This window comes from Methylomonas fluvii, from assembly GCF_014850975.1.
Classification (GTDB): domain Bacteria; phylum Pseudomonadota; class Gammaproteobacteria; order Methylococcales; family Methylomonadaceae; genus Methylomonas; species Methylomonas fluvii.
In genome coordinates this window covers 52,341-66,116 of sequence record NZ_JACXST010000001.1, presented here as the reverse complement: position 1 = coordinate 66,116, position 13,776 = coordinate 52,341, and the positions used below count along the sequence as shown (strand labels likewise).

Genomic DNA, 13,776 nt, shown 5'->3' with positions numbered 1-13,776 from the left:
GCAAAGCCTTGCGGGGCGTGGCTTGGCAAGGTGGTAGCCGATGCTTCAGTGATAAAAAGTGATTGACAATGCGTAACCGCTTGTATTTTCTATAAATTGGTTTGTTGGGGAGTTATTGAGGGTGTAATTAGGTCGAAATAAGGCCTTTTTTGAACGCTTGAAATAGTGATTTTTTCAGTAGACTCGGGGCAACCCTACCAGTCACTTCTGCTATGCACACTATCGATTTGAAATCCGGTTTCCGACGGCTATGCGCCGCTAAACAGCATTGTCTCTATCCGCTGCCGATTTTGCTGAGCTTTATGGTCTGCAGTGCATCGTGTTTAGCCCATGGCAATGTCAGTAAACAGACGCGAGCGACTAGCGCCGCACGCACGCTACAAAATACGCTTTGGTGGCAGATTGCAAAGCAGCACCATTTGGATCCTTACATACTGTATGCGGTTGCATTAAAAGAATCCGCGAACGATACCGATCCGACCGCAGTAAAACCCTGGCCATGGGCACTTAATAAATCCGGACAATCCTTGATGCCAGCCTCGCAGCGAGAAGCCCATGCCTTGCTCAAGCAATCGATAGACGAAGGCAATCGGTTGGTAGACGTGGGGTTAATGCAAATCAATGTCCGCTGGCATGGTCACAGAGTGAGCGCGCCGGCGCAATTACTGGATCCCATTACCAATGTACAAATAGGTGCCGAACTATTAGCAACCGCCATTGGTTCAGCTCCGCATGACTTGGCTTTGGGGATTGGACGCTACTATAGTTGGAACGATGAAAAGGCCGCGAAAGCCTATGGACAAAGTGTGATGGCCATAGCTGACCGAGTGAAACAGGTGATTTGAGATGGAGGATAGCCTCTATCATCTGCAATTGGATTATCTGTTGTTAGCGAGGGAAATGGTGCTGTCCGGACAAGAAGAACAGGCGATGTTTAGCTTGGGATTAACGCCAGAAGCAGTGGGTATCCTGAAAAAATTGCAGGTGCAGCAAATTAGGGAGATAGCTCGGCGTGAATGCCTGGCCTTTACCCCCAGATTCAATGCCAGCTTTTGGGGGCGTTATCTTCAGGTCGATCAGTCAGTGCATGAGGGAGATACGTGTGATAGCCAGGCGCGTGACTTGCTAATACTGCTCACGGGATCAGGCGATATAGCATGAGTGCTTGGTACACCTACGAAGACCGGCTAAGAGATCATTATCTTGCCTATCAATTACTGAAACGAAAATTGCGGCCGACGTTCGTGAAAGCGCATATTAAAACGATTAGCCAACATGAGCTTAAGGCCATGTACTATGCCATTCACTTTCACGGCCCCTCCAATGGTCAATTACCGCTGGCTAAAACCATTCCGGCATCACGCGAGTCGTTTCTATATCTGACGTTATTTCTGTCAATCTATCAAATCACCTGCAAGGTTAATCCTCAGTCGCGAATGGACGTGCCGGCCATTTTGTTTACATGGGATTATTTCCATCGATCCTATGAACACCTTATCCCCGAAGAGCGACCTTATGGCAAAGTTCGGCCCGCCAACTTCAACGAAGCCTGGGTTTTAGCGCAAGGTATGCGCGAAGGACAAGTCGCCTTGAAATATTGCCCACGCTGTCGACATAATTTTTCGGTATTCTACGAGAGCAAATTTCGACCGGTTTGCCAGTTTTGTGAATTGGCAGACGCAAACGTAAACTCATTCCGCCCAAACACGCCTTAAGTCTGGTCAGCAATTGAATTGAACGATTGACGATTTAGCCTTTTCACTAAGCCCGGCTTCATAGCCATGGCTATCTTGAAAGCCGACGTCCAAGATATTTAAATTCACCAAGAAACAATTGTCGTTAACGACCCAGGCCGTGTAAAAACGTAAAACTGCAAAGAACGGTGGAAAAATAAGTTAGCTTGACTGGCTATTTTGTTTCTGGGTGGAAAGACTTATTCCACAAATAGGCGAAATAACCAGAAAGGTGGAGGAAATTTTAATTTTTTAATTTTATTCCTGCGTTTTTACACAGCCTCGACCCCAAGCCGCCCTTGATCAACTCCAATAACGAACGACCGTTATCGATACCTTCTCGAACATTCGAAGCGCCTTAACTATTACTTAAATCTTGATCATTTACACTGTTGGCCAGATGAAGAAACTTTAAAGGTCAACATGCGTTTGATATTAGCGGAAGACGATCCGATGATCGGCCAGTCGATCCGAGATGGATTGCAGTGGGATGGCTTCGTGGTCGATTGGGTACAAGACGGTGAACAAGCCAAACAAGCCCTATCATATGCGGCGAACGAGTACGCTTTACTGTTGCTCGACTTAGGGCTTCCGCGTCTATCCGGCCAGGAACTGCTGGTCGAACTTCGTAAATCCGGCAACACCATCCCGGTGTTAATCCTAACAGCACGCGATGGGCTAAGTGATCGAGTCGCCGGTCTTAATAGCGGCGCCGACGATTATCTAGTCAAACCGTTTGCCTTGGAAGAACTCGTTGCCCGTATTCATGCGCTGGTACGCAGAAGTGCTGGACGCGGCACTTCAGACATTGAATACGGCGCCTTGCGCATTAACCCGCTGAGTCACGAGGCTTGGTTACACGACACCTTAGTAGATTTATCCGCCCGCGAGTTCGCATTGCTACATGCTTTGATGGAACAGCCTGGCGCTGTACTGTCTCGTCCGCAATTGGAAGAGCGCCTCTATGGATGGGGCCAGGAAGTGGCGAGTAATGCGGTCGATGTCCACCTGCACAATCTGCGCCGCAAACTCGGTGCTGACATTATTTTTAATGTCCGTGGCGTCGGTTTTAAAGTGGTGAAGCCATGACTACTTCTATTCGCAACCGGCTAACCTATTGGTTAATACCCGTCTTGCTGGTTGCCGGTATCACGTTTGCCGTGCCGACTTGGCTGAACGTTCACGAAGAAATTGACGAACTATTCGACAAGGTGTTGCGTGAAGCCGCTTATTCCTTGTCCCATTCAAACAGCTTGCAAGATGTTAAACCCAGCACAAGCAGCCCTGCGCAATACAGCGATGGGATTGATTTAGTCAGTCAGATCCGTGGCCCGGATGGTCGAATTCTGTTTCGATCCCATTCGTTTTCGCCATTACCGCAAGGCGGAAAACTGGGATACGACACGCTTAACTGGCAGAACCAAGACTGGCGAGTATTTAATTTAAAAACCGATAGTGGATTTGTCCAGGTGGCTCAAACGGCTCAAGAACGCCGTGAAACCGCCAACGAAGTTGCCTTGCATGTATTGACGCCGTTACTGATTTTACTGCCGGGATTAGCTTTATGGGTTGGCTGGGCGATTGGTCGCGGTTTAGCGCCATTGGCTCAGGTGGCTGAAGCAGTGACGTGTCGCAATCCTCATTCATTAGATCCGATCCCGAATATGGGCTTACCGGAAGAAGTTAGCATCTTAGTCAGCGCAATAAACACGCTGCTGAGTCAATTGGATCAGGCACTGGCGGCACAGCGCCAGTTTACTGCTGATGCGGCGCACGAACTGCGGAGTCCGCTCACTGCACTGTCCTTGCAAGCACAACTGGCCGAGCGTGCCACTGAACCCGCTCAGCGTGATCTAGCTATGCAAACTTTACGACAAGGTATAGCCCGTGCCAGTCATCTGGTTCAGCAATTGCTGATCTTGGCTCGGCTCGATCCGGAGGCTGGCGATTATCCGCTCACGCCGCTATTTTTGGATGATTTGGCGCGGAACGTGGTAGCCGATTTTGCCCCACAAGCCGCCCATAGCCACATCGATCTCGGCCTGTCGCACGCCGATCATGTCAGGGTTGCCGGCACCGAAGAGGCGCTGCGCATTCTACTCGGCAATCTGCTCGATAACGCCATCCGCTATTCACCAGCAGATGCACGGATTGACGTCAGTGTCACCGGCGAAGCCACTGCGATTCGTCTGGAAGTCAACGACACCGGGCCAGGCATTGCCTTGGATGAGCGGGCTCGCGTGTTCGACAGATTCTACCGCGTATTGAATAGCGCCGAATCAGGCAGTGGTCTTGGCTTATCCATTGTGCGGCGAATAGCCGAGCAGCATCAGGCTGATATTAGGCTGGCCGATGGGGATGGCGGAGTTGGCCTCAAGGTGATTGTGACGTTCCCGGAGGCGAGCGCATGACACCTTTTGTTTCCAGTCGTTTTCCAATAACGCTTCTCGCTTTGTCGTTGACGGCCTGTACTCCACAAGGCATGGATTTGAATGACGTTGCCGACGATCTGGAGCGACGTACTGGTCAGCATTTTGCCGAAACCGGTGCCGACGAAACGGCATGGCCCGCCAATGTCACTTCAAATGACGGCTTATCCGATGACGAGTTGGTCAGTTTGGCGCTCTGGAACAATGCGGCCTTTCGCGCGACCTTGGCGGATTTAGGCCTGTCTCGCGCCGATCTCGTGCAAGCCGGGATGCTGCCCAATCCCACATTTTCGATGTTGGTACCTTGGGGAGCAAAACCTTTGGAACTGACGATACGCTACCCCTTGGAAATTTTCTGGCTGCGCCCACAACGGGTCGAGTTGGCCAAATTGGATGTTGAACAAACCGCGCAACGCCTGGTGCAGACTGGATTGGACTTGATTCGCGACGTCAGGTTGGCGCATGCCGAGCTAACGTTAGCCAAGGAACGCCTGCAACTGGCTCAAGCCGCTGTGACCCTGATTCACAATATTGCCGAACTCACACAAGCTAGGTTGCGCGCTGGCGACGCCAGCGAGCTGGAAGTCACCAATGCTCAAGTCGATGCCCTGCAAGCCCAGGAACAACAAAGCCGCCTGCAACACGATTGCGAGATAGCGAATGAGCGTTTACGGCATCTGGTCGGCCTGAGTCTGGAACAGTGGCCCAATGCCATCAGTACGGAAGCCTCAGCCAATGGCGAAAAATTTGAGTCGGAAAAACTGGTCGCGGAGGCGTTACTGGCTCGCCCCGATCTACGTGCCGCAGAAATTAATGTAGAAGCCGCAGGCGAACGTATCGGCTTGGCGCGCGCCGAGGTATTTAATTTCACCGCCAGCCTCAACGCCAAGCAAGTCAACGGGCCTTTATTGGCAGGACCAGGCTTAGACGTGACATTGCCTATCGTTAATCAAAATCAAGGTGGCGTCGCGCAAGCCCAGGCACGCTTTGATAAGGCCGCCAGGCAATATGTCGCCACCCGACAACGGATTGCCTTGGATGTCCGCGAAGCCCATGCCCGATTGCAACAGGCCAGTGAAAGTCTGAAACAGTGGCAACAGACTATCTTGCCGCCGCTGCGAGCCGCCATACAGGATGCTAAAAACGCCTACGCGGCAGGCAATGTCACCTACCTCTTCGTACTCGAAACCCAACGCCGTTGGCTGGACGCGCAATTGAAAACCGCGCAAGCCGCCGCCGATTTACGCCGCGCCCACGCAGAGCTGGAACGCAGCGTTGGCCAGCGTCTGAAGCCTTCTTAACTTACACATTACTGGACTCCAAGGTCGGATATTTATGAACCCAGCACATCCAAACCACAAGTCATCGACTTGTCGACTCCTGCTGTCAGTTTTATTACTAATGACCGGCAACCTACCGGCCGCCGAATCGACATCGCCGCCGCCTGCCAAAATCGAACATCCCGTGAAGGAAAGCGATCTGACCAAAGTTGTCTTGACAGCGGAAGCCGTCAACCGGCTCGGCATCATTACCACAACGGTTGACAAGCGATCCCTAACGCGCACGCGCTTGTTTGGCGGCGAGATCACGTTGCCGGCGCTGAATGGTTCAGGAAAAGGTAACAAGCAATCGGTTTATACCATTCTGCCATCGCTGGCACCGGCAGAGCTCGTGCGTTTGGCGCAATCGCAAATCGACGCCGACGGTCAGGTGGAACAGGCCAAGGTGCAAGTGCAAGCCGCGCAAATAGCCTTGAATCGCGCCGAACAGATGCGCCGCGACAAGGTGGGCACCGAACGCTCGGTCGATGATGCACGAATACAGCTAGGCTTGGCCGAGGCCAATCTAAAAACCGCGTACGAACGCCGCGATTTGCTTGGTCCAGCGCTGTTAGACGTCAACAACCGGAGCACGTTTTGGGTGCGGGTGCCGGTCTATGTCGATGATGTATCGGGATTGAACACCACAGCCCAAGCCCGTGTTAGCGGGCTGAAAGATTCGCCTGAAAATGTCTCTCGTCCTGCCGTGCCGGTCGCTGCGCCGCCTTCCGCCAATCCGGCTGCCGCCACGGTCGATCTGTTCTATGCGGTGAAAAATTCGGATACCTCATTACGCCCCGGTCAGCGGGTCGGTGTTTCAATCCCGCTGCGTAGCGATGACGAAAATCTCGTCGTACCCTGGTCGGCGATTGTGCATGACGTGAGTGGTGGCAGCTGGATATATCAAGTGTTGGAAACCAATAGGTATATGCGCCGACGGGTACAGGTACTGCGGGTGGTTGACGATCAAGCCGCCATAACGGGCGACATCGTGGCGGGTATCGAAGTGGTTACTTCCGGTGTGGCCGAATTGTTCGGCACCGAATTTGGAGTCGGCAAATGATGCGCTGGTTGATTACTGTTGCCTTACGCCAACGTCTATTAGTGTTGGCCTTGGCTGTGGTACTGGTGATATTGGGTGTGCAAGCCGCCCGGCAAATGCCGTTGGACGTGTTCCCGGAATTCGCGCCGCCGCTGGTGGAAATCCAGACTGAAGCACCCGGATTGTCCACAGAGGAAGTGGAGAGCCTGATCACCGTACCCTTGGAAAACGCGGTCAACGGCACGGCCTGGCTCAAAACCCTTCGTTCCAAGTCGGTGTTGGGTCTGTCGTCAGTGGTCTGTATCTTTCAGGAGGGTACGGATTTGATGCGGGCCAGACAGTTGGTGCAGGAGCGCGTCGCCACCGTCACACCACGACTACCGGCTGTGGCTCGCGCTCCGGTGATGTTATCGCCGTTATCGTCCACCAGTCGGGCGCTGAAGATTGGCGTTACATCGAAAAAACTGTCGCAAATGGAATTGTCCGAATTGGCTTTGTGGACCATTCGCCCACGCTTGATGGCGGTGCCGGGTGTGGCCAACGTAGCCATTTGGGGGCAACGTGATCGGCAGTTACAGGTGCGGGTCGATCCTGATCGCCTGGCCGCCAACGGCGTGACGCTGGATGCGGTGGTGCGTGCGGCGGGCGATGCGGCCACCGTATCGGCTGGCGGCTTTGTTGATCTACCCAATCAACGCCTGCCGGTGACACACGTGTCTTCGCTGCAAACACCGGACGATATGGCGCGCACCGTGGTGCAGTTTACTGGCGGAGCGCCGTTGCGCTTGGGCGATGTGGCTGAAATCGTTGAAAGTCATCCGCCGCCGATTGGCGATGCGGTGATCAACGATGGGCCGGGCTTACTGCTGATTGTCGAAAAACAACCCTGGGGCAATACCTTGGATGTGACTCGTAAGGTCGAAGCGACACTGGCGGCTTTGCAACCCGGTCTGCATGAGGTCGACATCGATCCGACTATCTTTCGTCCGGCAACCTTCATCGAACGTTCGTTAAATAATTTAAGTGATGCACTGATATTGGGGTGCATTTTAGTGGCGGTCATTCTGATCGCCTTTTTGTTCGAGTGGCGAACTGCCGTGATCAGCCTGTCGGCGATTCCGCTGTCGCTGCTGACGGCTGCTCTGGTGCTGTATTTGCGCGGCGGCACGCTTAACACCATGGTACTGGCCGGCCTGGTGATTGCAGTCGGTGAAGTGGTGGATGACGCCATTATCGACGTCGAAAACATCATGCGTCGGCTGCGATTGAACCGAGAGGCGGTCCATCCGCTGTCAAATTTCCGCGTAGTCTTGAAGGCCTCACTGGAAGTGCGTAGTGCGGTGGTGTTTGCCAGTTTGATCGTCGCGCTGGTGTTCGTGCCGGTGTTTTTCCTGGACGGCTTGGCCGGCACCTTTTTTAGGCCACTGGCGTTTTCCTATTTATTGGCGATTCTGGCTTCGCTGCTGGTGGCGCTGACCGTGACGCCGGCTTTGTGCCTGATGCTGCTGCCGAATGCCAAGCCACGCCAAAGCGAAGCGCCGCTGACGCAGGTTTTAAAGCGGCATTATCGTCAACTCTTGCCGGCTATCGTCAGCCGTCCGCAATGGGCAACAGGTTTCCTGATGATGGCTTTTATATCGACAGCCATCGCATTACCGCGACTCGGTGAGTCGTTTCTGCCCAACTTCAAGGAAACCGATTTTTTGATGCACTGGGTCGAAAAGCCCGGTACCTCGCTGGAAGCCATGCGCCGCATTACGATACAGGTCAGCAAGGAACTAAGGGCGATTCCCGGTGTGCGCAATTTCGGTTCGCATATTGGCCGGGCTGAAGTTGCCGACGAAGTGGTAGGACCGAATTTTACCGAGTTATGGATTAGTTTAGATACGGCGGTTGATTACGACAGTACCGTGGCAAAAATCCAGTCCGTCGTCGATGGTTATCCGGGTCTGTACCGCGATGTGTTGACCTATCTGCGCGAACGGATCAAGGAAGTGCTGACCGGCGCCAGTGCGACCGTGGTGGTGCGCTTGTACGGACCTGACTTGGATGTGCTACGAGATAAAGCTGCCGAAGTCAGTAAAACCATCACTGATGTGCCCGGCATCGCCAACCTGAAGGTGGAACCGCAAATATTGGTACCGCAGATACAGATACGGCTTAAGCCTGACCTGGCGGCCAACTTTGGTTTGACAGCCGGTCAAGTGCGCCGGGCCGCAGCTACGCTAATCAAAGGCAGTAAGGTCGGCGAAATTTACCGTGACCAAAAAGTCATCGACGTGGCGGTTTGGGGTGCTGAACGGGACCGTCATGATCTCGCTGCACTCAGACAACTCACTATCGATACGCCATCCGGGGCACGCGTGCCGTTGGGCGATGTGGCGGACATCTTCATTGCACCTACGTCGAACGAAATCAAACGTGAAAACGCCTCGCGACGAATCGACGTTACCTGCAATGTCAGTGGCAACGATTTAGGAAGCGTGGCTAGGGAAATTGAAAACCGCGTGAAAAACCTGACGTTTGCGCAAGGCTATCACCCGGAGTTTCTGGGTGAATACGCAGCACGACAAGCGTCCAGCGAACGACTGGCGTGGTTGAGTTTGGCTTCATTGCTGGGCATACTGGTGTTACTGCATGTTGATTTTCGCTCGTTGCGCTTGGTGCTTTTAGTGGCGTTAACCTTGCCGTTTGCGTTGATCGGCGGCGTTGTTGGAGCGTTTTTAAGTGGCGGGTTACTGTCGCTCGGCTCGCTGGTCGGTTTCATCACCGTATTGGGAATTGCTGCCCGAAACGGCATCATGCTGTTAAGCCACTATCGACATCTGGAACAGCAAGAAGGCCAGGTATTTGGGGCGGGATTGGCGATGCGTGGCGCCGAAGAACGTCTGGCACCGATACTAATGACCGCTGCCTGTGCCGGTCTGGCCCTGTTACCGCTAATCCTCAAAGGCAACGTGCCCGGCCACGAAATCGAATACCCCATGGCGGTAGTGATACTCGGTGGCTTGATTACCTCGACGTTGTTGAATCTGTTTTTAATGCCTTCCCTGTATTGCAGGTATGGCAACGCTACAGCATAAAAATTAAAGGAAGTTACAGGATTTTCAGTGACAGAAAACGGGTGACGTGCGGACCTCCAAAGAAGGGAGTTTAAAGAGTTGTGAGTGACTGGTTTTGGCCGGGTCTTGCCTGCCAGTTCCTAAAAAACTAGAAAATTTGAACGACAGGTTTCGGGTTTAATTCAGTTTAAAAATATCCCGTTTCGTCTTTATTTGGCTGCGTTATGGTGGGTGACCTCTTGAAGTCACAGAACTTCAATGTCAATGTCAATGGCTATCAATCCAATTGGATTAAAGCTAACTTGGCAGCTCAGCCTATTCGCAGTACGATAAGCTTGTTAAGCAAGGTTGGAGATCATCAATGTCCTCGTTTCCATCACACTCACGTCAACTAAGACTATCATCTAAACCGCATCAGACTGCGCCCGAAAGGTCGGTATTCGCCGGCCATCATGCTACTGTCAATTGCCTTGAATGTCACCGCACGATGGTCCCCAGAGTGGTGACGTACTATGGTCAACCCCTGCGATCGATCTGCCCCTTTTGCGGTGCAACTTTTGCGAAGTTTCCGGGAGGGTTAAAACGATTTTTTGAACGATTTCATCCAAGAACTCTGTCTCTCGATGCCTTTAAAGGCTTAGTGATGATGACAATATGCTTTGGATTAATTTGGTTCATAAGTATTTGGGTAAAGTTGCCGGAAGAATTCAATTTTATTGGGACTATCGGTACTCTTATATTGGCTATTCTCGCTGCGGCAGAGCTAACTGTTCAGTTTGTTGAGTTTATGGCGGCCAAACTATCTCACGAAAGTAACTACTATTGGGCTGGTTTAGTTTCCATAGCCTTAGTGTTAGCGAACGAAAACCCTAATCTGATTGACTATTTGCTTCTTTTTTCAGGAATCATGATGTTGCGCTGGCTCGTCGTAGGTGTTTTACAAAATCTTCGAAGAAAGGCCAGTAGCTAATACTCAATAATTAATTCGTCCACGTGCACGATTAAGGTTACCTATTTGATCGATTAAATCCGGTCTATTTTGACCTGCGGCTTGTCTTAGCAATTTCGCAACATTATCTACATCTACAGGATCTTCTTCATTCAATAAACGTTGTTTTGCCGCACCCATACTGCCGTTATCGTCACCACCTACGGCAATTCCGGAAAATGCTTCGAACATAGCTACTTTATAGTAAGCCTGTTGATTTGGCGTCAACTTATCTGCCACTTCATTGACTCTTTGATCGGCCCAAATTTGCGATACTTCGGTAAATCCAGGATAGGATTGTGATGCTGCAGATTTAACAGCTTCCCATACGTTTTCGCCATTTTCATAGGCTGTGCGAGCATATGCAACGAATTGATTTATGTGTTCTTTACCCACCATTCCCACTGCTTCTAATGTTTTAGCGGTATTGTATAGACTACCTCCCAGAAAATTATAGGAAGCCTCTGCGGCCGAAGGAGTTTCATTGGCAGCCGCCGCAATGGATTGCCTAAAGTGCTCCGCTTTAATGTTCGCCAATTGCCCAAAGCCTTCTTTTGAATTTTGTTCACGCTCTGCCAGATTGCGATCATGTTGCGCTCCGACTCGAGCTTCGCCTCCAGCAACTTTTTCCGTCGCTGAACGAATCTGTCCCTGTGCACGCTGATTTAGCGATTCGGTTTCAGCGCGTGGGTCTTTGAGATTGGCCTGTTCGACTGATGCTTGAACCTTACCAGTTTCCGGAGCATTGGTTTTCAGCGATTCGTTCTGGCTGGCATTCAAGGTTTGATCGGCTTGTGGTGCATTAAAGGCATCGCCCAGCAGTTGGTACCCCGAGAGTTGCGCCTGGTGCGATTGTTGATCATCCAGCGTGCGGTAACTGGGTGACGAAAACCCGGTCAATAACGACATGCCAGCGGCAGCATAGGCTTGATCGGCGTTGCTAATCCAACCGGCGACTTTCCATTGCGAGGCCAGTCGCTGCGTATCACCTCGCAAGCCGTATTGATCGAGGGTTTGATCCAGACGTTCCATCAAGCCAGGATCATGCGCGATTTTGTATCCAGTTTCCGCCGCACCGAAGCTGGCTTGTGTGCCGAAGCGTTGTTGAGCCGATAGGGTTTGTTGATAGGATTCGCTGGCGGATACCGCATCGGTTGCGCTGTGTTGCAAAGAGGACAACGATTGGTTTTGTAGTCCCATTGAGGCGACGTTTCGGGTGCCGGTTTGCGCATCCAGTGCCAGGCTTTTAGCTAAACCGGCCTGATAGCCCTGACTGTCATTGACGGTCTGACTGATGTCGGCGGCAATGGCATCGGATTTGTCTTGACTGACTTTGAAGTCGTTCTGCAAGCGGCCGGAGATCGCACCGCTGAGTTGGTCGTTACCGAGCTTGGCCCCGGCGTTGGCACTGCCGGCCACCAACGCCGAGAATTGATCAGCTGATATGCCGGTATCGGCATGTTTTTTGGCGAAGGCTTCACCGAACTGGCGGTTGTAGGCATCGGTATAACTGGAACTGCTGGCGATTTGATTACCCAAGGAACGGCTGTCAAAGGCATCGCTGGTGACGCTGGCCGACTTCGAGGCCGTGGACGACACGCTGTGCATGAAGCTGCTGGTCGCCTGTTCCGAAGCGCTGTAAGCCGACGATACCACCGCACTCATGTCTTTGCCGGCGGTAAAGGTCGGCAGCACCTTATCGACGCCGGTTTGGGTGACTGCCGACAACGGACTGTATTGATGTTGCGCTTGCGCATTCAATACCGGCGCCGGACTGATCACATCCGGCGTGGCGATTTTCTCGTTCACGTAATCGCCACCGTCCATCCGTCCCAGGAAATGGGTGGCGGTCACTGCACCGCGGTAGATCAGCATCAAAGTAATGGCCGGCGTCGAAGCGGCCAACATGCCGCCAATCGACAGCCATTGTTGCAACTCCATGTCCAACTGGTAAATGCCCATCATTGACGGCAAATTGTAAGTCGCCTTAGTCAGCGCCGCCATTTTGCCGGCGGCCGACATCTGGATGAACAGATTAATCACTGCCAAAATCGGCATCCACAATTGGATCCACAGCAACATCGAGAAATAGCCGATGTTCATCCGGATACCAACATTGCCCAGCATCACCACAAAGGCCATGATCGGTGCAATGGCATAACTCAAGCCTTCGATGAAGGCCATCATGGGCCGGACGATCTTGGCAAACAGGGTTTGCTCGGCGGCCCATTGGGTATTGCGTTGTTGAATGGCTTGTTCAACCATGGCCGCTTTGTTCCAATGCAAACCGTCTTCATGCCGACCGATCACGCCTTTCTCGAACATGGGCAGGATCGCCGACATCAGCATGTAATCGGCAGCATCGACTACGCCAGGGCTGGCCAGCGCATCGAAGGCATCCTGGATTTTCGGCACCGTATCGCCTGCCGCCGGTACGCCCAAGGTCGGTTGCAACAACCCTGCCAGCGCCGTCGCAAAATTGCCATTGGCCACTACGCTCAAATCGGCCCAGGCATCGGTACAGGTTTTGGTTTGAGGTTGGCCACCGACATAGATTTGCGTCATATAGATGTCGGAATCGAAGCGAATGGCATTCAGGGGATCCGCATCGCGTAAGATGGCATCCACCGATTTCTGGTTCAGATCGACACCGGTCAAGGTACATTCCCGCACGTAATTGGCAAACGAGGTTTCCATGTCACTGCCGGCATTCGGCACGTTGGCTGCGCCTAAATTCACCCGCGACAATAAATTCTTCCGCACCGCCGTCAACGTCTGCAAACTGTCGGCAAAGCCATTGCCGGTCATCGACGGTGTTCCAAAGCCTTGTTCGAATAACCGTGTCGTACGATAACCCATGTTCGACATCACGCTGCCTACGACCGCCGGCCCCAACGGTACGTTGTCGACCACTACCACGCTGCCAGTATAAGCATCCTCGATCGACACCCGCACCGACGGCGCATACAGCATCAGCCACAATACATAGGCCAGCAATAAATCCTGATAACGAATGCCGCGACCATCCCATTGCAACAACGCCCGCAGCATGACGATGATGACACCGATCAAGCCGCCGACGGCCGCCGCAGTGCGGTAATCGCCAGTCCCGGAAATCATCGCGATGGCATTAAGGACAGCTTGCAAATAGGCGGAATCGCCCACGGAGAAGATTTCAAACATGGGCAACCTGCCTTTTATAC

General features: G+C 52.6%; 10 protein-coding genes. 9 read left to right on the top strand and 1 reads right to left on the bottom strand.

All coding sequences use genetic code 11. The annotated features are described in order from the left end of the window. Positions 1 to 212: 212 nt before the first annotated feature. The 9 genes from EBB_RS00295 to EBB_RS00255 all read left to right on the top strand — a co-directional run bounded on the left by EBB_RS00295 (position 213) and on the right by EBB_RS00255 (position 10,555). Entirely contained in the window at positions 213 to 845 is a 633-nt protein-coding gene (locus tag EBB_RS00295; RefSeq protein WP_192391958.1) for a transglycosylase SLT domain-containing protein, read from the top strand. A 1-nt stretch (position 846) separates the two neighbouring features. Beyond that, complete coding sequence (locus EBB_RS00290) at positions 847 to 1,161, top strand: flagellar transcriptional regulator FlhD (RefSeq protein ID WP_192391957.1); 315 nt, start codon at positions 847 to 849, stop codon at positions 1,159 to 1,161. Next, on the top strand, positions 1,158 to 1,715 hold the full coding sequence (locus EBB_RS00285) for a FlhC family transcriptional regulator (protein ID WP_192391956.1): 558 nt from the start codon (positions 1,158 to 1,160) through the stop codon (positions 1,713 to 1,715). Before EBB_RS00290 ends, EBB_RS00285 begins: the two co-directional genes overlap by 4 nt. A 441-nt stretch (positions 1,716 to 2,156) precedes the next feature. After that, the gene (locus EBB_RS00280; protein ID WP_192391955.1) at positions 2,157 to 2,822 is read left to right on the top strand and encodes a response regulator transcription factor; all 666 of its coding nucleotides are present in this window, start codon (positions 2,157 to 2,159) and stop codon (positions 2,820 to 2,822) included. Then, complete coding sequence (locus tag EBB_RS00275) at positions 2,819 to 4,144, top strand: ATP-binding protein (RefSeq protein ID WP_192391954.1); 1,326 nt, start codon at positions 2,819 to 2,821, stop codon at positions 4,142 to 4,144. Before EBB_RS00280 ends, EBB_RS00275 begins: the two co-directional genes overlap by 4 nt. Continuing rightward, the gene (locus tag EBB_RS00270) at positions 4,141 to 5,463 is read left to right on the top strand and encodes a TolC family protein (RefSeq protein WP_192391953.1); all 1,323 of its coding nucleotides are present in this window, start codon (positions 4,141 to 4,143) and stop codon (positions 5,461 to 5,463) included. The genes EBB_RS00275 and EBB_RS00270 overlap by 4 nt, the downstream gene beginning before the upstream one ends. A 100-nt stretch (positions 5,464 to 5,563) precedes the next feature. Beyond that, complete coding sequence (locus EBB_RS00265; protein ID WP_225587188.1) at positions 5,564 to 6,544, top strand: efflux RND transporter periplasmic adaptor subunit; 981 nt, start codon at positions 5,564 to 5,566, stop codon at positions 6,542 to 6,544. After that, positions 6,541 to 9,606: an efflux RND transporter permease subunit gene (locus tag EBB_RS00260; RefSeq protein WP_225587187.1), complete on the top strand. Its 3,066-nt coding sequence runs from the start codon at positions 6,541 to 6,543 to the stop codon at positions 9,604 to 9,606. Before EBB_RS00265 ends, EBB_RS00260 begins: the two co-directional genes overlap by 4 nt. A 340-nt stretch (positions 9,607 to 9,946) precedes the next feature. After that, positions 9,947 to 10,555, top strand: a complete 609-nt coding sequence (locus EBB_RS00255; RefSeq protein WP_225587186.1) for a hypothetical protein — start codon at positions 9,947 to 9,949, stop codon at positions 10,553 to 10,555. A 3-nt stretch (positions 10,556 to 10,558) separates the two neighbouring features. On the opposite strand, the gene EBB_RS00250 is transcribed toward EBB_RS00255, so the two are convergent. Further along, positions 10,559 to 13,756, bottom strand: a complete 3,198-nt coding sequence (locus tag EBB_RS00250; protein WP_192391951.1) for a conjugal transfer protein TraG N-terminal domain-containing protein — start codon at positions 13,754 to 13,756, stop codon at positions 10,559 to 10,561. Positions 13,757 to 13,776 lie beyond the last annotated feature (20 nt).

Bases quoted from the DNA above. Each gene is read 5' to 3' on its own strand.
- EBB_RS00260 (WP_225587187.1), top strand. From the start codon at position 6,541: ATGATGCGCTGGTTGATTACTGTTGCCTTACGCCAACGTCTATTAGTG.
- EBB_RS00295 (WP_192391958.1), top strand. From the start codon at position 213: ATGCACACTATCGATTTGAAATCCGGTTTCCGACGGCTATGCGCCGCT.
- EBB_RS00265 (WP_225587188.1), top strand. From the start codon at position 5,564: ATGACCGGCAACCTACCGGCCGCCGAATCGACATCGCCGCCGCCTGCC.
- EBB_RS00285 (WP_192391956.1), top strand. From the start codon at position 1,158: ATGAGTGCTTGGTACACCTACGAAGACCGGCTAAGAGATCATTATCTT.
- EBB_RS00275 (WP_192391954.1), top strand. From the start codon at position 2,819: ATGACTACTTCTATTCGCAACCGGCTAACCTATTGGTTAATACCCGTC.
- EBB_RS00290 (WP_192391957.1), top strand. From the start codon at position 847: ATGGAGGATAGCCTCTATCATCTGCAATTGGATTATCTGTTGTTAGCG.
- EBB_RS00255 (WP_225587186.1), top strand. From the start codon at position 9,947: ATGTCCTCGTTTCCATCACACTCACGTCAACTAAGACTATCATCTAAA.
- EBB_RS00250 (WP_192391951.1), bottom strand. From the start codon at position 13,756: ATGTTTGAAATCTTCTCCGTGGGCGATTCCGCCTATTTGCAAGCTGTC.
- EBB_RS00270 (WP_192391953.1), top strand. From the start codon at position 4,141: ATGACACCTTTTGTTTCCAGTCGTTTTCCAATAACGCTTCTCGCTTTG.
- EBB_RS00280 (WP_192391955.1), top strand. From the start codon at position 2,157: ATGCGTTTGATATTAGCGGAAGACGATCCGATGATCGGCCAGTCGATC.